Here is a 17,270-nt window from a genome sequence, read left to right as displayed (position 1 = left end):
CACTCTCCGAGCCGGCCTCCGGACCCTCCTCCGGACCCTCGGCCGGACACTCCTCCGGATCCTCCGACTCCTCGATGATCGGCTCCTCGGCCCCGGTCCGCCACGCGGATCACCCCTTCGGCCGTGCCGGTCCCCCGGCGAGGGGCTCACCGCTCCGCGAAGCGCGCGAGGGCGTCGGTGATCAGCCGCCGGGTCTCCTCGCCGCCCAGGTGCCCGGCCCCCTCCACGACGTGGAGCTCGGCGTCCGGCCAGGCCCGTGCGAGTTCCCAGGCGGTGACGGGCGGTCCGGCCATGTCGCGCCGCCCGTGGACGAGGACGCCGGGGATGCCGGCGAGCCGGTGCGCGTCCCGGATCAGGGCGCCCTCCTCCAGGAAGGCGCCGTGCGCGAAGTAATGCGAGCAGATCCGTACGAAGGCGAGCCGGGCGTCGTCGACGCGGTCGCTGTACGGGGTCCCCATGCCCTCCGTCGACAGGACGGCGTCCTCCCAGGCGCACCAGTCGGCCGCCGCCTTCTCGCGGACGACCCGGTCGGGGTGGTTCATCAGGGCCGCGTAGGCCCCCACCAGGTCCTCCGCGTGGCCCGCGCCGGCCCGGAACCGCTCGTGCGCCTCGGGGAAGAAGCGCCCGGCCCCCTCGTACAGCCAGGCCGTCTCGGAGCGCCGGGTGGTGGTGACGGACGGGATGACGATCTCGCCGACCCGCTCCGGGTGCGCCTGCGCGTAGGCCAGGACCAGCGTCGAGCCCCAGGAGCCGCCGTACAGCAGCCAGCGGTCGACGCCCAGGTGGACGCGGAGCCGTTCCATGTCGGCCACCAGGTGGGCGGTGGTGTTCACGGAGAGGTCGGTGGCGGGATCGCTCGCGTGCGGGAGGGAGCGCCCGCAGCCGCGCTGGTCGAACTGGACGATCCGGTACTTCTCCGGGTCGAAGGACCGGGGCGCGGTCGGGGAGCACCCGGAGCCCGGTCCGCCGTGGACGACGAGCGCGGGCTTGCCCCGGGGGTTCCCGTGGACCTGGTGGTGGACCAGGTTCCCGTCCCCGACGTCGAGCAGCCCGGAGGCGTACGGGGCGGGGGAGGCGTACGGGGCTGGGCGGGCGGGACCGTACGGGGGCGGCGCGGCGGTCCCGGGAACCCCGGGGACCTCGGCGCTCCCGGTGGTCCTGGGGATCTCAGGGTTCCCGGAGACTTCGTGGGTCTTGTGGGTCTCGGGGGTCTCAGGGGTCTCGGGCCGCATCCGCCCGACGCTACTCGGTGCCGGTGATCCGGGCGTCCGGGTTCTCGCACCAGCGCAGGACGGCGGGCCACGGCCCGAGGCCGCTGTCGGGGTTGAGGTGGCCGCCTCCCGGGACGAGGTCGGTGTCGAGGCCGAGCGGGGTGCCGTAGTGGAAGGCGGCTCCCTCGGGGCAGTACGCGTCTCCGTCCCCGTACACGAGCCGGGCGGTCGCGCCCCGCTCGGCGAGGTCGAGTCCGTCGGCGAAGGCGGCGATCTCGGGGATGGAGGCGGTGACGCCGGGGGAGGGCGGGGCGACGAGCAGCACCCGGTCGGCCTCGGGCCGGCGCGCGCCCGCCCGCAGCCAGAGCAGTACGGACAGGCTGTGCGCGAGGACGACGAACTCGCCCGAGGCCGGCCGCTTCCCGTGCTCCTCCAGGGCGTCCAGCCACTCGCCGAGCACGGGCGCGTCGGGGGAGGGCAGCTGCGGGTAGCGGACCTCGTGGCCGCGGGCGCGCAGCTCCCCGGCGAGCCAGTGCTGCCAGTGGCCGGGCGGCCGGTGGTTCTGGAAGCCGTGGAGCAGGAGGAAGGTCTGGGGTGCGGTCATGGCCCGATCGTCGGGCGGCGGCGCGGCGGGCGTCCAGGGGATTCCGAAGGGTGGACGCCCGCCCCGGGGCCGGGGGCCTACGCGCGGAGCGCGAGCAGCTGCCGTACGCCCGCCTTGATCCGCTCGGCGGGCAGGGACCGTTCCACCGTCAGGTGGTGCAGGAGGTCCGGGGAGAAGGACCCGAGGAGGAGGTGGGCGAGCAGGGCGGAGTCGTCGCCGGGCCGGATCCGGGACAGCAGCATCGCCACGTGCGCGTGCATCACCTGGTAGGCGCCGCTGTGGTAGCGGGCGCGGGGCGCGGCGGAGTGGGCGGCGAGCAGGATCGCGCGCTGCTCGGCGACGCGGTCGACGAGCGCGTCCAGGAAGGCGTCGAGCCGTTCGCCGGCGGGGGCGCCGGGGCCGAGCGGCGGCGGGCCGCTCATGTACGCCTCCTGGAACTGCCGCTCGCGGTCGTCGAGGAGTGCCCACAGCAGCTGCGAGACGTCGCCGAAGCGGCGGTAGACGGTGCCGACGCCGATGCCGCTGGCGTGGGCGACCTGGTTCATGGTGACCGCGTCGGGGCCCTTCTCGGCGACGATCCGGGCGGTGGCGTCGAGGATCCGGCGCCGGTTGCGGGCGGCGTCGGCGCGCTCGGCGCCGGGTCCGGAGCCGGTCGCGGCGCCCGTGCCGGGCCCCGTGCCGTGGCCGGTCGGCAGGAGGGTGAGCAGGCGCACGGACCCGTCGTCGGTCTGCGGTCTTCTCGTCCTGCTCATCGTTCCGTCCCTGCCCTTCGTCGCTCCCCCGTCGTGGTCGGTCTCCCGCTGGCCGGTTCCCCGTGTGTTCCTCGTGCGCACGCGTTCCCCGTGGGTACGAGCATACCCGCCCGCCTTGCCATCCGGATTGCTATCCGTTTAGCCTCGGGACGCCCAAGCGGAAAGTGATCCGTTTGGGTGCGGCCCGCCGAGCGCGGCCGAGCAGAACCCGTGTGAGTGCCGTCCGTTCGGAACTTCGGAACCAGGAGCCCGTCATGTCCGTGAAGGTCGCCGTCGTCTACTACTCGTCCACCGGTGCCGTGCACCAGCTCGCCCGCGCGCTCGCCGAGGGTGCCGAGAAGGCGGGCGCCGAGGTGCGGCTGCGCCGGGTGCCCGAGCTGGCCCCGGACGCCGCGATCGACGCCAACCCGGCCTGGCGCGCCCACGTCGAGGCCACCGCCGGCGTGGAGGTCGCCACGCTCGACGACCTGGAGTGGGCGGACGCGTACGCGCTCGGCTCGCCGACCCGCTTCGGGAACGTGGCGGCCCAGCTGAAGCAGTTCGTCGACACCACCGGCGGCCTGTGGCAGCGCGGGGTCATGGCGGACAAGCCCGCCACCGGCTTCACCAGCGCCCACAACGTGCACGGCGGCAACGAGTCCACGCTGCTCGCCCTCTACAACACCTTCCACCACTGGGGCTCGGTCATCGTCTCCCCCGGCTTCACCGACCCCGCCGTCTACGCGGCCGGCGGCAACCCGTACGGCACCGCGCACCCCGCCGCCAACGGTGCCCCCGCCGAGAACGTGCTGGCCGCCGCCCGCTACCAGGGCACCCGCCTCGCCACGATCGCCAAGCGCCTGAAGGGCCTCGCGGTCGACTGACCCGTACCCGTCCCCCTGTACGCGGGAGTGCCCCCGGCGGAAGACTCCGCCGGGGGCACTCCCACGTGCACGGCTAGGGGCGTCAGGCCAGGGAGAGGAACAGCTTCTCCAGCCGGGCCCGCATCTTCTCCGGGTCCTCGCCGTCCCGCCGGCCGCCCTCGATGTCCGTCAGGCACTGCTGGAGCCCGGTCGCGATGATCGCGAAACCGGCCCGGTCCAGGGCCCGCGAGGCGGCGGCCAGCTGGGTCACGACCTCCTCGCAGTCGCGCCCCTCCTCGATCATCCGGATCACTCCGGAGATCTGGCCCTGCGCCCGGCGCAGCCGGTTCAGGACGGCCTTGAGCTCCGCGCCCGCGAGGTCGAGTTCCACAACCACTCCTCCTGCACATACCCCAGGGGGTAATTTACTCCCCAGGTACGGGGGGCCTTCGACAACCAAGGATGACATCTGCCATGAGTACGCCCCCGGTCCTCGACGCGGCGGAGGCCCGCGACCGCCTCCCCGACCTCGCCGTCGTCGACGTCCGCACCCCGCCGAGTACGCCTCCGGCCACGTCCCCGGCGCCCACAACGTCCCCCTCGACGCGCTCGCCCGCGCCGTCCCCGCCCTGAAGGCCGCCGCCGCCCGCGGCGAACTCCTCCTGGTCTGCCAGTCCGGCAACCGCTCCGCCGGCGCCCGCGACCGCCTCGCCGCCCACGGCGTCCCCGCCCTCGACCTCGCCGGCGGCACCAGCGGCTGGGCCGCCGCGGGCCACCCCCTGGACCGCCCGGCCGGCGCCCCCGCCAAGGCCGTCTGGGCCATGGACCGCCAGGTCCGCCTGACCGCCGGCTCCCTCGTCCTCCTCGGCCTCCTCCTCGGCCTGCTCGTCCACCCCGCCTTCCAGCTGCTCTCCGCGGCCATCGCGGGCGGCCTGGTCTTCTCGGCCCTCACCAACGCCTGCGGCATGGCCCTCATGCTCGGCAAGCTCCCCCACAACCGCCCCACCACCACCGCCCCCGACCTGACCGCCACCCTGACCCGCCTGAGCGGCCCCGGGAAGTAGCTCCCCCCGCCCCGGGGCCCTTCCCGGCTCCTGTCCGGTCCGGCTCTCGCCCGGCCGCCGGCCCAGTCCTTCCCGGCCTCCGGTCAGTCCTGCACGGGACCGGTCTCGTCGATCCGGCGGATCACCACGGGGTAGGCCGGCGCCCCGGCCGGCTGCGGGCAGCGCATCACACGGGCGGCGATCTCCGTCACGCGGTCCAGGCTCGCGCAGTCCAGGACCCAGTAGCCCGCCAGGACCTCCTTGGTCTCCGCGTACGGGCCGTCCGTCACCACCGGGCGGCCCTGCGCGTCCAGGGAGACCAGCCGGGTCTCGGCCGGGTCGGCGAGGCCCTGCCCGTCGAGCATCTCGCCGCTCTCGATCAGCTCCTTGTTGAGCGTGTTCATGAAGTCGAACATCGCCTTCAGGGACTCCTTGTCCCACGCCGGGCCCTGCGCGGAGCCGCGCCCGGACATCGCCTCGTAGTCGGCGTGCGAGCCCTGCACCATCACCAGGTACTTCATGGGGTCCTCCACATCTCCTCGGGAGCCCCTGCGGACTCCCCTCTCGGCCTGCCGGTCCTTCCGGTGCTCCCGGCCGGCCTTCCGCAGGAGAGTCGGAGCCGGCGCCGGGATCTCGACACCGCGCGGACGGATCCGGAAAATACGTCCCGAATCACCCGGCCGCCCGATGATGGCCGCTGTGAACCCCTTCACCTACTCCGCCACGTTCATCACGTTCTTCTCGGTCGTGGGCCCGCCGAAGGTGCTCCTCGCGTTCGCCGGCCTCGCCCAGGTCCACCCGATCCGCCAGCTCCGCACCATCGCCCTCATCGCCTCCGGCGCGGCGGTCCTCGTCGGCCTCGTCGCGGGCGCCACCGCGCCCTGGCTGCTCGACCTCTTCCACATCAGCACCCCCGCGCTCCAGCTGGCCGGCGGCGTCATCTTCTTCATCTACGCCGTCGGGCTCGTCCTCGGCATGCACCTCGGCTCCGACGGCTCCCACGACGACGCCCCCGACACGCTCAGCGGCGTCCGCGACCTCCTCATGCCGTACGTCGTCAGCCCGCTCGCCATGACGGCGGTGCTCGTCGAGTCCGCCGCCCGCGACTCGGTCGGCTGGCGCTCGACCGTCGTCGGCGCGTACGTGACGGTCATCGCGCTCGACCTGCTCTGCGTCCTGTTCCTCGCCCCGCTGCTGCGCCGCACCCACCACGCCACGATCGAGCTCTTCGGCCGCCTCCTCGGCCTCCTGCTGGCCGCGGTCGGCGTGGACCTCTTCCTCGACGGCCTCGCGGAACTGGGCGTCCCGGGCCTCGACCGGCACTAGACGGTGTGTCTCTGGACCAGGCCGGGACGTGGCGCGGCGCCGGTTCGCCGCCCCCGCCGCCCGTACGCGTACCCGCCGGAGGAGCACGCGTACGGGAGCCGGCTCCACGCCCGCCGACAAGACCGGCAGGCCGACGAGACCGGCAGGCCGACGAGACCGGTGGATCGGGAGGTCGGCCGGTGGCGGGTCGGCGGGTCGGCAGGTCTGTGGGCCGAGGCTCAGGACTCGGCGGCGGCCCGGTCGTCCAACGCCCTTCGCCGCAGGGCGGGTTCGGTGAGGGACGGGGGACGCCAGACGCCGTCGGCCCGGTAGAGGTCGGTGCCGGGCGGCACGATCGCGTCGATGCGGTCGAGTACCTCGTCGCTCAGCACGAGCGGGGCGCCCTTCAGCAGCCCGTCCAGCTGCTCCATCGTCCGCGGTCCGAGGATCACCGAGGTGACGGCGGGGTGCGCGGCGACGAAGGCGACCGCGAGTTCGGGCAGCGAGCAGCCGATCTCCTCGGCGAGCAGGGCGAGTTGCTCGACGGCTTCGAGCTTCGCCGCGTTCTCGGGGAGGGCCGGGTCGAAGCGGTGCGGGGTGAGCGCCGCCCGCCCGCGCGACAGGTCGACCCCGCGCCCCTTCCGGTACGCCCCCGACAGGTAGCCGGAGGCGAGCGGCGCCCAGGTCAGCACGCCCATCCCGTACCGCTGCGCCACCGGCAGCACGGCGGTCTCCACCCCGCGCGCGAGCAGCGAGTACGGCGGCTGCTCGGTGCGGAACCGGCGCAGCCCGCGCCGCTCGGCGACCGCGTGCGCCTCGACGATCCGCTCGGCGGGGAAGGTCGAGCAGCCGAAGGCCCGGATCTTCCCCTGGGAGACGAGGTCCCCGAGGACGTCGAGGGTCTCCTCGACGTCGGTGCGGTGGTCGGGCCGGTGCACCTGGTAGAGGTCGATCCGATCCGTTCCGAGCCGCGCGAGACTGGCCTCGACGGCCCGCACGATCCACCGCCGGGACAGGCCGCCCCGCGCGGGCCCGTCCCCGCCGACGGGGAAGTACACCTTGCTCGCGAGCACGGTCTCGTCCCGGCGGCGCGGGTCGCGCAGCGCCTTGCCGACGATCTCCTCGGACTCGCCCGCCGAGTACATGTCGGCGGTGTCGACGAAGTTGACGCCCCGGTCGAGGGCGGAGTGGATGATCCGTACGGCGTCCTGGTGGTCGGGGTTGCCGACCGCCCCGAACATCATGGTGCCGAGGCAGTAGGTGCTGACTTCGATCCCGGTCCCGCCGAGTACCCGATAGCGCATGCGCCGCACCCTAGGCCCTGGAGCGAACTCCAGGTCAAGCGGCGGGAGTACGGGAGGGTCCGCCCGGGCCGCCGGTGACCTCCCGGAGGAACGCCGACACCGCCCCGTACACCTCCTCCGGCCGTTCCAGGTGCACGTCGTGCCCGGCGCCCGGCAGGCAGACCCCGCGCAGTCCCGGCTGCCGGCGGGCCATCCCGTCCCACTGCTCCGCGCCGATGATCCCGTGCTGCCCGAGGACGGAGAGGAGGGGCACGTCGATGCCGTCCCACTCCTCCCACCAGGCGCGGGTGGCGTTCTCGGCGAGCGAGGCGGCGAGGACGGAGGCGTCGAACCGGGGCCACCAGCCGCCGTCCCGCTCCTCCAGGCCGGCCGCCCACCCCTCCCCGAGGGCCCCGCCCCCGAAGTACGCGACGGCCTCCTCCCGCCCCCCGAACGGCACCGGCCACCCCCGCAGCCACCCCACGACCCCGTCCACGTCCTCGGGCGAGGACTTCTCGGGCCCGGCCTCGACCAGGACGGCCCCGGCGACCAGCGGATGCCGCCGGGCGGCGGCCAGCAGCGCGGCGAGCCCGCCGTAGGACTGCCCGACGAGCACGAAGGACCGCGCGGAGGGCTCCAGGCGGTCCTCCGAGGAGGCGTACTCCTCCACGACCCCCAGCACGTCGTCCACATGGGCCGCGCGGGAGACGTCCTCCGGCGCCCGCTCGCTCGCCCCGTGCCCCCGCTGGTCGAGGGCGAGCACGCGGTACCCGTCGCCGCCCAGCCGCCGGGCGAGCCCGTCCCACTCCCCGCAGTGCCCGGCGAGCCCGTGCAGCAGCAGTACGCCGGGCCCGTCGCCGCCCCAGTCGCGCAGCGACAGGACGACGCCCCCACGCACGAACTCCCGAGTGACCCAGCTCACACTCATCCGCCCCCTCTTCCCGTCACACCGAGCCCCCGCGCTCCGTCACCCCATTGAAAGCCCGGACACCCCGCACCACGAAAACCACCGACACCACGGAGGAACCCCATGGACGCCCGCCTCGACCTCTTCGCCAGCCCCGTCGCCGCCAAGGTCGTCAAGCACCTCGCCTCGGCCGGCGCCGCCATCCCGGACTCCGTCATCCCCCACAGCACCCAGGAGCTGGTGAAGATCCGCGCGAGCCAGCTCAACGGCTGCGGCTTCTGCCTGGACATGCACACCAAGGACGCCACCGCGGCCGGCGAGACGGCCCTCCGCCTCAACCTGGTGGCCGCCTGGCGCGAGGCCAAGGTCTACACCGACGCCGAGCGCGCCGCCCTCGAACTCACCGAGCAGGGCACCCGCCTCGCCGACCACCACACCGGCGTCACCGACGAGGCCTGGGCGAACGCCGCCAAGCACTACGACGAGGAGCAGCTCGTCGCCCTCGTCTCCCTCATCGCCCTCATCAACGCCTTCAACCGCCTCAACGTCATGACCCAGCAGCCCGCGGGCGACTACGTCCCGGGCCAGTTCGCCTGACGCCCCAGGGACGACCGGCCCCCGCTCCTTAGCCCCCCTCAACCCTTCAACCCCTCATTCCTTCAGTCCCTCCGGATGTGCTCGGGATCCACATGCCTCCGTACCGTTGGTACGGAGGCCATCCCGGCCACCACCAGCACCCCCAGCGCACTCGCGACCAACACCGGCAGCCCCGCCCAGTCCCAGTGCACGGCCCCGCCCCCGGTGATCAGGTAACTCGACTCGGCCAGCCACCCCGCCACCACGGCCCCACCCAGCCCCACCGCCAACGGCACCACCACCTGCACCACCTGCACCACCCGCAACGTCCCCGCCCGAGCCCCCAACAACCCCAGCGCCGCCACCTGCCCCCGCCGCTCCAACGCCCGATCAGTCACAGAGACAACGAACGCCGCAACCCCCACGGCCAACCCGAGCACCATCCCGACCACCAGCAGGCTCCGGATGACGGCCAGTTGCGCCAGCGCCTCGATCGCGATCCCCACCGCGTCCACCTCCACGGTCGGTGCCACGGCACCGATCCCGTCGAGCACGGCCCGGACGGTTTCCGTATCGGCCTTCGAAACCAGGGTGAGGCTTCCCGCTGCCGCCATCCCCGCGGGCACCGCCGAGGGCGGTACGAGCAAGCTGTCTGACTGAAGGACGGAAGGTTGATAGGAGTGCAGTTCGGCGCTGGCCTCGGGCACCGTGAAGACGGCCTTCCGACCGTTCCGAAGGGCGAAGGGGAACCGCTCTCCGGGCTTCGGGTCGTATGCGGACGGCGGGTTGCCGCCACGAAGCCTCATGGCCTTCCCTTCCGTGCACCCCCTCACCGAGATGGTGGTCGCGGCGATCTGCTCACACGTGCCGACGATCATTTCCAGTCCCGCGACGTAGGCGTCTCCGGGCGGCGTCCACGAGCTGTATGAGCGCAAGTGGGCTCGGACACCCGGAAGCCGCTCCAGCCGACGTTGTTGCGAAGGGCTGATCTTGGCCAGATCGACCTGGTACTCCTGGAGCGGCGAATCACGTCGGCTCACCTGGTCCAGTTCGATGAGCACGCCCTGGGTGAGCGACGCACCGAAGACCAACAGGACAAGTCCTGTGACCACCCTCATGGAGGAGCCGGGGTCCACCTCCGCACGCCGCATCGCCAACGTCAGCGGAAGGGACTTCGAGGCGCCGGCAAGGCGCCGCGCGATCCAGGCGGTGACGGGAGTCAGCCCGAGGACGAGCCCCGCGCCGGTCAGCAGGACGGCGCAAGGAACGAGAGTGGAACTGGCGGATCCTCCGGACGGGTCCTTCCCCAATACGCTCATCACACAGTAGCCACCGATCACCCCCAGCCCCGGGACCAGCAGCAACGCCCCGAACCTCCACGTCGGCCTGCGTCCCGTCGTCCGGCGCACCGCGATCGGTGAGAGGGCGGCCTGTCGGGCGCTGAACAACCCGACGACCCACGCAAGCGCGGGGCTCCCGACCAGGCACACCGCCACGGTCGACCACGTGGGACGTCCGTCCGCCGGGTACCACTGCAACCCCGGTAGCCCGACTCGCGCCATGACTTCATTGGACGCGAGGTACGCGAGGAGTCCGAGCACCGACCCGGCGACCGCCGTCGCAACGCTTTCGCCGGCATTGACCCGCACCGTGTCTTTGATGCTGAGACCTACCAACCGCAGCGCCGCGAGCCGTCGTGCCCGGGACTCCCCGGACAGACGTGCGCAGACGGAGAGGAACACGACCAGGGGGAGGAGAACGATGCATCCGAGGGTGAACCGGAGAATGCCCAGTGTCTCCTAAGGATCTTCAGCGTCGTCTCTCGAGGGTGAGGACGGCCTTGGCGATTGACGTGAGCCGGTTCGGGCTGATCCGCGCTTTGCGGAAGATCCGCCAGGCCTTGAGGCGGGCGAAGGCTCGCTCGACGGGGAAGCGGAGCCGTGCGTGTGCTCGGTTGACGGCTGCCTGTCTGGTGGTGAGGGGCCGTCCGAGGTGGCGTTTGAACGGGACCTGGAACGTGCCGCCGGCTCCGGCGTAGGCCTTGTCGGCCAGCACCGGGATCCGCAGTCGCTCACAGATCGTAACGATTCGATGGGTGCGGGCGGCGGTGATGTCGACCGTACGACCCGGCAACGCCGGCGAGTACCAGATCAACCCGCCCGCGGGATCGGTGACGACCTGGATGTTCACTCCGTGCCGTCGGGCCTTGCCCGAGTAGTCCCGTTCGTGGTCGCCGACCCGGTCGCACTCGGCGATGGTGCCGTCCACCAGGACGTACTCGGGACGTGTGCGACGGAGCGCCTGCGTGAGGGACGGTGCCCTGGAGGCGAGGAGTTTGATCACGCTCTGTACGTAGGCGTGGGCAGTGCCCTCGCTGATCCGGAAACCCGCGGCGAGCTTCGCGTAGGTGGTGTGCTCGCGCAGGTAGACCAGGGTGATGATCGCGCGTTGCGAAGGTCGCAGCTTGCACCGGCGATCACCTTCACGGGTGACGATCAGCATCGTGACCCACTCCACGAGCGCGTGCGGCAGGTCGAGTGCGGCAGGATAGATGACCAACGAGGCCTCCGGTCGCAGCGGTTGAGACGTCAGACATCTCGAACCACTGCCCGAAGGCCTCGTCTGCTATCCACCTTTGGCCGTCACCCGATCGGTGACCACTCTGAAGAAGCTCCCTGATCGACGACTTCGTCCTGGAGTCGACCGCCCCCGAAGCGGGCGAGTGGACGAGGCTCGGAGAGCTTGTCCGGGGTGGTTCCGATATAGGCGTAGAGATCGTCCGGCCCTCCGAGTCCTTCGGCCTCGACCACGCCCGTCACTCGTCCTGGGACGAGTCCGGTGACACTGGGGTGCGCCGTGAGAATCTCGCGGAGCTTCGGGGATACGACGGCCTCTCCAGGGCCGGGAAGTTCTGTGACTCCTGGGGCGCGCGGGATCGGACCCGGTCCTGTGCGCGCGAGGAAGACTCTGCGAAGCGGCCTCGAGCCGTAGGGATCGACGAACTTTTGATAGACGACGTTCGCTCGTTCAGCGACCTGGGGCGAACGCGCTGTGGTGCGAGCGTCATGGGCCGCGAGAATCGTCGGAATGGTCAGTACTGCCGCGAGGCAGGCCACTCCCAGACCAGCACCGAACGTCATCAGCAGAAAACGCGTACGGCCTCTGCGCCCGCTGCCCCAAAGCAGACGTAGTCCGAGGAGAAAAGGGTTCATGCGGTCACGCTCTGGGCGAGAACACCGTCCACCATCATGTACTGGGTGTCGGCCTTGGCGGCAACCTGTGGATCGTGCGTCACGATGACCACCGCGGTGTCCTGCTCCTTCGCGAGCCGGAGGAATTCCTCCAGAACCGTAGAGGCGTTGGAACTGTCGAGCGCTCCGGTCGGCTCGTCCGCGAAAACTACGTCCGGTTGATGAACGAGAGCACGCGCGACGGCGATTCGCTGACGCTGACCGCCGGAAAGCTTCGAAGCCCTGCGGCGGAGGAGATCCCCCAGCCCCAGCCGGGCGAGAATGCGCGCGGCAGCCGCATGGGCTCGGTCCTTCGGGACTCCTGCCAGACGCAAGGGCAGGGCCGCGTTTTCTTCAGCCGTCAGTTCGTCGAGCAGCTCTCCGTACTGGAAGACGAACCCGATCCTCTCCCGGCGTAAGGCGCTCAACTCGACGTCCGGAAGGGACGACAACACCATGCCGTCGAAGGTCACCGTCCCGCTCGCTGGCGGGAGGACCCCGGCGAGGCAATACAGCAGAGAGGACTTTCCGGAACCGCTGCTCCCCATGATGGCGGCCACCTCCCCGCGGTTGAGCGTGAGGTCAGCGTCTCTGACCGCGTGTTGCTCGCCATAGAGGAAGTTCACGTTCTCGGCATGCAGGATGACAGTCATGGTGTTGTGGCTCCTTCGAGGAAAAGGGGAGCCGCTGGGCGCGGCTCCCCTGGGCGATGAATGGTCAGCGCGCGAACTTTCGAAGCTTGGAGCAGTTGTCCGGCCGGAGCGATCCACGATCGCGGCAGGCTTGGATCTCAGCCTCCGTGGTCTCCAGGACCGCGCCGTCGAAGAAGACGTGATTGACGTGGATGGTCTTCTTCTGGACGCCCTTGACCCGCGTCCAGCCATAGGACTCGACCCTGGCGCGCAGGTAGACGTTGTGCCCGTCGTCGGCCTCGGTGTCCTCCAGCGTTCCGTCGATGTGGAACCCGCCGCGGTGCACGAACTTCGGTTCCCACTTGTAGGACCCCTTGAAGTGGACGCCTGTCGAGCGCATCTTCAGGCGGTGCCACGAGTCCGCCACCGCCGCGCTCGCCCCGCCGAAGAACAGGCCCGCGGCGATCGCGGCGGTCACCGACTTCCTCAACTTCCCCATGGATGTCCCCTGATTGGTTAGAGAGCCATTCGATCGTCACGGAACGTAGCCGATCGGATACGGAGGGGAAACAGCAGGAACGTACCCTCCATCTGATCACCGCCCGATCCGGTGAACGGAACGTCGAAAAAGAATCTCTTCGCTGACGGGCGGGGGCCCGCTCGCAGGGAGGGCGAGGGAGGGGAAGGGCCAGGTCGGGGTGGGTGAGGGAGGTCGCGGGAGTGGGGGTGAATGCCGGGGTGGCCGCGTGAACCTGGGGAGGCAGGGGGCCGGGCGAGGTGGCGCGGGGTGGACGCGGGGGCCGGGGATGCGTCGCAGGCGTGGGCGGGGTGGCCCGGAGCGTGGGAGCGGTGGTCCCGGCGGGCGGGCTCGGCGGCTGCGCGTGAGTGGGGCGGGAATGCCGAAGGGCCGGACCGCTTTTGCGGTCCGGCCCTTCGGGCTGGCGGAGGATACGAGATTCGAACTCGTGAGGGGTTGCCCCCAACACGCTTTCCAAGCGTGCGCCCTAGGCCTCTAGGCGAATCCTCCGTGGAGAACATTACATGACCGCGGAGGGTGCTCGCGAACGTGATCCGGGAGGGGGAGGAGCGGGGTGGGGGAGGAGGTGGGGAAGGGGCCGGGTGGGGTTCGGGTGGGGGTTCGGATCGGGTACCCTGGGCGGAGCCCCTCACGCGGCGCTATCTGACTGAACTCCCCCAGGGCCGGAAGGCAGCAAGGGTAGGTCGGCTCTGGCGGGTGCGTGGGGGGCGCTTGCGTTCCCGGGGACGGGGCGGGGCGGATGCTTTCCCGGGACGGGACGTGTTCCCGGAGCGGGATGCGTTTCCGGAGCGGGCGCGGACGCGGGGGCGGGCGTGGCGCGGGGCGGGGCGCCCGGGTGGGCGGGTGGTGGTTTTCCCGGGTTGTCGGTGGGCGCCTATAACCTCGTAGACGTGTCGTCTCTCGCGCTGTACCGCCGCTATCGTCCCGAGTCCTTCGCCGAGGTCATCGGGCAGGAGCATGTCACCGACCCGTTGCAGCAGGCCCTGCGGAACAACCGGGTCAATCACGCGTACCTGTTCAGCGGGCCGCGCGGGTGCGGCAAGACGACCAGTGCGCGGATCCTCGCGCGGTGTCTGAACTGCGAGCAGGGGCCGACGCCCACGCCCTGCGGGGAGTGCCAGTCGTGCCAGGACCTCGCGCGGGGCGGGCCGGGGTCCATCGACGTCATCGAGATCGACGCGGCTTCGCACGGTGGTGTGGAGGACGCCCGTGACCTGCGGGAGAAGGCGTTCTTCGGGCCCGCGGCGAGCCGGTACAAGATCTACATCATCGACGAGGCGCACATGGTCACCTCGGCGGGCTTCAACGCCCTGCTGAAGGTGGTCGAGGAGCCGCCGGAGCACCTCAAGTTCATCTTCGCCACGACCGAGCCGGAGAAGGTCATCGGGACCATCCGGTCCCGGACGCACCACTATCCCTTCCGGCTGGTGCCGCCGGGGACCCTGCGGGAGTACCTGGGGGACGTGTGCGGGCGGGAGGGGATCCCCGTCGAGGACGGCGTGCTGCCGCTCGTGGTGCGGGCCGGCGCGGGGTCCGTGCGTGACTCGATGTCCGTCATGGACCAGCTCCTCGCCGGTGCCGGCGAGGAGGGTGTGACGTACACCATGGCGACCTCGCTCCTCGGTTATACGGAGGGGTCGCTGCTGGACTCCGTCGTGGACGCCTTCGCGTCCGGGGACGGCGCCGCCGCCTTCGAGGTGGTCGACCGGGTCATCGAGGGCGGGAACGACCCCCGGCGGTTCGTCGCCGACCTGCTGGAGCGGCTGCGGGACCTGGTGATCCTGGCCGCCGTGCCGGACGCCGCGGAGAAGGGGCTCATCGACGCGCCCGCCGACGTCGTCGAGCGGATGCAGGCCCAGGCGTCCGTCTTCGGGGCCGCCGAGCTGAGCCGCGCCGCCGACCTCGTCAACTCCGGGCTGACCGAGATGCGCGGCGCCACCTCCCCGCGCCTCCAGCTGGAGCTGATCTGCGCGCGCGTGCTGCTGCCCGCCGCCTTCGACGACGAGCGGTCGCTGCTCGCCCGGCTGGACCGGCTGGAGCGCGGAGCCGCCGCGGCGCCGCAGGTCCAGGCCGCCGCCGTCTTCACGCCCGCCCCGCCCGCCGGGCCGCCGATGGGGTACGTCCCCGGGCCCGAGGCGCACACGCCGATGGCCCCGCCGCCCCCGCCGCAGGCCGCCCCGGCGCCCGCGCCCGTACCCGCCCCCGTGCAGCAGCCGGAGGGCGGGCGGCCCGGGGCCTGGCCGGGGGCCGCGCGGCCCGGTGGCTGGCCGACCGCCGCCCCGCAGGCGCCCGCGCCGGCTTCCGCTCCCGCGCAGGCTCCGTCCGCTCCGGCGGCCGCGCAGGCTCCGGCCGGGGACATGGCCGCCGGGGCCGCCCAGGTGCGGAACATGTGGCCGTCGATCCTGGAGGCGGTCAAGAACCGGCGCCGCTTCACCTGGATCCTGCTCAGCCAGAACGCGCAGGTGGCCGGTTTCGACGGCACCACGCTCCAGCTCGGCTTCCTCAACGCCGGCGCCCGGGACAACTTCGCGAGCAGCGGCAGCGAGGACGTCCTCAAGGCGGCGCTCGCCGAGCAGTTCAACGTGAACTGGAAGGTCGAGGCGATCGTCGACCCGTCGGGCGGCTCCGCGCCCCCGTCAGGGGCGGGGAACTTCTCGGGAGGCGGCGGTGGCGGCGGCTTCGGGCGCCCCTCCGCGCCTCCGCCCCCGGCCGCGCCCGCACCGGCCTTCGCCCCCGCGCCCGCCCCCGCCGCGGCGCCCGCGCCCGCCCCCGTACAGGCCCCGCCCGCCGCGCAGGCCGCGCCCGACCCGGCGCCGCCGCGGCCGCAGCCGCAGCCGGTGGCGCCCGAGGACGACGTGCCGGAGGAGGACGACCCCGACCTCGTCGAGTCGGCGCTCTCCGGGCACGACCTGATCGTGCGGGAGCTCGGCGCCACCGTTGTGGAGGAATACACGAACGACTAGGGCCGTCTCGCTCGGTGGCCCGCACAAGGGTCCGCGCGTCCGGCCGGATACCCTGGCTGACGTGAAGGTCCTCGTCATCGGCGGCGGCGCCCGCGAACACGCCCTGTGCCGCTCTCTCTCCCTCGATCCCGACGTCACCGCTCTGTACTGCGCGCCCGGCAACGCCGGAATCGCGGAGGTCGCCGAGCTGCGTCCCGTCGACCAGCTGGACGGCGCGGCGGTCGCCGCGCTCGCCACCGAGCTCGGTGCCGACCTGGTCGTCGTCGGCCCGGAGGCGCCGCTCGTCGCCGGTGTCGCCGACGCGGTCCGCGCGGCCGGCGTCCCGGTCTTCGGGCCGTCGAAGGAGGCGGCACAGCTGGAGGGCTCCAAGGCGTTCGCCAAGGACGTCATGGCCGCCGCCGGCGTGCCGACCGCCCGCAGCTACGTCTGCACCACCCCCGCCGAGATCGACGAGGCACTCGACGCCTTCGGCGCGCCGTACGTCGTCAAGGACGACGGCCTCGCGGCCGGCAAGGGCGTCGTCGTCACCGACGACGTCGAGGCGGCCCGCGCCCACGCGCTCGCCTGCAACCGCGTGGTCATCGAGGAGTACCTGGACGGCCCCGAGGTCTCCCTCTTCGCGATCTGCGACGGCACCACCGTCCTCCCGCTCCGGCCCGCGCAGGACTTCAAGCGCGCGCTCGACGGCGACGAGGGCCCCAACACCGGTGGCATGGGCGCCTATTCGCCGCTGCCGTGGGCCGACCCGAAGCTGGTCGACGAGGTCCTGCAGACCGTGCTCCAGCCGACCGTCGACGAGCTGCGCCGCCGCGGCACCCCCTTCTCCGGCCTGCTCTACGCCGGTCTGGCGATCACGAGCCGCGGCGTGCGGGTCATCGAGTTCAACGCCCGCTTCGGCGACCCCGAGACGCAGGTCGTCCTGGCCCGCCTGAAGACCCCGCTGGCCGGCGTCCTGCTGAACTCGGCCAACGGCACCCTGGCCGACCAGGCGCCGCTGAGCTGGAGCGACGACGCCGCCGTCACCGTGGTCGTCGCCTCCCACAACTACCCGGACACCCCGCGCACCGGCGACCCCATCGAGGGCCTGGACGAGATCGCGGAGCAGGACGCGCCGCACGCCTACGTGCTCCACGCGGGCACGAAGCGGGACGGCGACGCGATCGTCAGCGCCGGCGGCCGGGTCCTGTCGGTGACCGCCACCGGTTCGGACCTGGCCGAGGCCCGCGAGCGCGCCTACGCGGCAGTCGGCCGCATCCGCCTTGACGGCTCCCAGCACCGCACGGACATCGCGCTGAAGGCCGCCGGGGCCTGACCCGTCCCGGGAGTGCGGGCGCGGCCGCGCAGTCAAGCGCACGGCCGCGCCACCGGCACCACCTTTACCCAA

At 72.4% G+C, this 17,270-nt stretch carries 16 protein-coding genes, 1 tRNA gene, 1 other RNA gene and 1 pseudogene; 7 read left to right on the top strand and 12 right to left on the bottom strand.

The window, feature by feature from the left end; translation table 11 throughout:
- Window positions 1–146: 146 nt before the first annotated feature.
- From pip to IE326_RS11450, 3 genes are all read right to left on the bottom strand, one after another.
- Window positions 147–1,232: a prolyl aminopeptidase gene (gene pip, locus IE326_RS11460; protein WP_190041445.1), complete on the bottom strand. Its 1,086-nt coding sequence runs from the start codon at window positions 1,230–1,232 to the stop codon at window positions 147–149.
- A gap of 10 nt (window positions 1,233–1,242) precedes the next feature.
- Entirely contained in the window at window positions 1,243–1,815 is a 573-nt protein-coding gene (locus IE326_RS11455; RefSeq protein WP_190041444.1) for an RBBP9/YdeN family alpha/beta hydrolase, read from the bottom strand.
- Window positions 1,816–1,892: 77 nt separating this feature from the next.
- Entirely contained in the window at window positions 1,893–2,567 is a 675-nt protein-coding gene (locus IE326_RS11450) for a TetR/AcrR family transcriptional regulator (protein ID WP_150229774.1), read from the bottom strand.
- A 254-nt stretch (window positions 2,568–2,821) separates the two neighbouring features.
- Here IE326_RS11450 and wrbA point away from each other — a divergent pair, with 254 nt between their 5' ends.
- The gene (gene wrbA, locus IE326_RS11445; RefSeq protein WP_190041443.1) at window positions 2,822–3,430 is read left to right on the top strand and encodes an NAD(P)H:quinone oxidoreductase; all 609 of its coding nucleotides are present in this window, start codon (window positions 2,822–2,824) and stop codon (window positions 3,428–3,430) included.
- Window positions 3,431–3,512: 82 nt separating this feature from the next.
- Here wrbA and IE326_RS11440 read toward each other — a convergent pair whose 3' ends face one another.
- Entirely contained in the window at window positions 3,513–3,800 is a 288-nt protein-coding gene (locus tag IE326_RS11440; RefSeq protein ID WP_030752445.1) for a metal-sensitive transcriptional regulator, read from the bottom strand.
- A gap of 71 nt (window positions 3,801–3,871) precedes the next feature.
- Here IE326_RS11440 and IE326_RS11435 point away from each other — a divergent pair.
- Window positions 3,872–4,473: pseudogene (locus IE326_RS11435) on the top strand (rhodanese-like domain-containing protein).
- An 83-nt stretch (window positions 4,474–4,556) separates the two neighbouring features.
- On the opposite strand, the gene IE326_RS11430 reads toward IE326_RS11435, so the two are convergent.
- The gene (locus IE326_RS11430) at window positions 4,557–4,973 is read right to left on the bottom strand and encodes a YciI family protein (protein WP_190041442.1); all 417 of its coding nucleotides are present in this window, start codon (window positions 4,971–4,973) and stop codon (window positions 4,557–4,559) included.
- Window positions 4,974–5,151: 178 nt separating this feature from the next.
- Here IE326_RS11430 and IE326_RS11425 point away from each other — a divergent pair, with 178 nt between their 5' ends.
- Window positions 5,152–5,778 (top strand): MarC family protein, encoded by a 627-nt coding sequence (locus IE326_RS11425; protein ID WP_150229782.1) that lies wholly within the window; start codon window positions 5,152–5,154, stop codon window positions 5,776–5,778.
- Between the two features lie 218 nt (window positions 5,779–5,996).
- Here IE326_RS11425 and IE326_RS11420 read toward each other — a convergent pair whose 3' ends face one another.
- A complete protein-coding gene (locus tag IE326_RS11420) occupies window positions 5,997–7,061 on the bottom strand; it encodes an aldo/keto reductase (protein ID WP_150229784.1) in 1,065 nt (354 codons plus the stop codon).
- Window positions 7,062–7,095: 34 nt separating this feature from the next.
- The gene (locus IE326_RS11415) at window positions 7,096–7,968 is read right to left on the bottom strand and encodes an alpha/beta fold hydrolase (protein ID WP_190041441.1); all 873 of its coding nucleotides are present in this window, start codon (window positions 7,966–7,968) and stop codon (window positions 7,096–7,098) included.
- A 102-nt stretch (window positions 7,969–8,070) separates the two neighbouring features.
- On the opposite strand from IE326_RS11415, the gene IE326_RS11410 reads away from it, so the two are divergent.
- The gene (locus IE326_RS11410) at window positions 8,071–8,544 is read left to right on the top strand and encodes a carboxymuconolactone decarboxylase family protein (RefSeq protein ID WP_190041440.1); all 474 of its coding nucleotides are present in this window, start codon (window positions 8,071–8,073) and stop codon (window positions 8,542–8,544) included.
- Window positions 8,545–8,606: 62 nt separating this feature from the next.
- On the opposite strand, the gene IE326_RS11405 is transcribed toward IE326_RS11410, so the two are convergent.
- The 5 genes from IE326_RS11405 to IE326_RS11385 all read right to left on the bottom strand — a co-directional run bounded on the left by IE326_RS11405 (window position 8,607) and on the right by IE326_RS11385 (window position 13,412).
- On the bottom strand, window positions 8,607–10,286 hold the full coding sequence (locus tag IE326_RS11405; RefSeq protein WP_308440322.1) for an FtsX-like permease family protein: 1,680 nt from the start codon (window positions 10,284–10,286) through the stop codon (window positions 8,607–8,609).
- Window positions 10,287–10,332: 46 nt separating this feature from the next.
- On the bottom strand, window positions 10,333–11,082 hold the full coding sequence (locus tag IE326_RS11400) for a transposase family protein (RefSeq protein ID WP_190041439.1): 750 nt from the start codon (window positions 11,080–11,082) through the stop codon (window positions 10,333–10,335).
- Between the two features lie 649 nt (window positions 11,083–11,731).
- Window positions 11,732–12,406 carry an ABC transporter ATP-binding protein gene (locus IE326_RS11395; RefSeq protein ID WP_190041438.1) on the bottom strand — a complete coding sequence of 225 codons (675 nt, stop codon included), beginning with the start codon at window positions 12,404–12,406 and terminating at the stop codon, window positions 11,732–11,734.
- A 64-nt stretch (window positions 12,407–12,470) separates the two neighbouring features.
- Entirely contained in the window at window positions 12,471–12,884 is a 414-nt protein-coding gene (locus IE326_RS11390; protein WP_190041437.1) for a hypothetical protein, read from the bottom strand.
- A 440-nt stretch (window positions 12,885–13,324) separates the two neighbouring features.
- Window positions 13,325–13,412: transfer RNA gene (locus IE326_RS11385), tRNA-Ser, on the bottom strand.
- A 130-nt stretch (window positions 13,413–13,542) separates the two neighbouring features.
- On the opposite strand from IE326_RS11385, the gene ffs reads away from it, so the two are divergent.
- The 3 genes from ffs (at window position 13,543) to purD (ending at window position 17,198) form a co-directional block, all read left to right on the top strand.
- Window positions 13,543–13,641: signal recognition particle sRNA small type (ffs, locus tag IE326_RS11380), an RNA gene on the top strand.
- Window positions 13,642–13,813: 172 nt separating this feature from the next.
- Window positions 13,814–15,886, top strand: coding sequence for a DNA polymerase III subunit gamma and tau (locus IE326_RS11375; protein ID WP_190041436.1), 2,073 nt, complete (start codon window positions 13,814–13,816; stop codon window positions 15,884–15,886).
- A 61-nt stretch (window positions 15,887–15,947) separates the two neighbouring features.
- Window positions 15,948–17,198, top strand: coding sequence for a phosphoribosylamine--glycine ligase (purD, locus tag IE326_RS11370; protein ID WP_190041435.1), 1,251 nt, complete (start codon window positions 15,948–15,950; stop codon window positions 17,196–17,198).
- Window positions 17,199–17,270 lie beyond the last annotated feature (72 nt).

It is taken from the genome of Streptomyces filamentosus, from assembly GCF_014654895.1.
Taxonomy (GTDB): domain Bacteria; phylum Actinomycetota; class Actinomycetes; order Streptomycetales; family Streptomycetaceae; genus Streptomyces; species Streptomyces filamentosus.
Note: the sequence above shows the minus strand (reverse complement) of the source record. Positions and strands in the feature narration are given on the sequence as shown.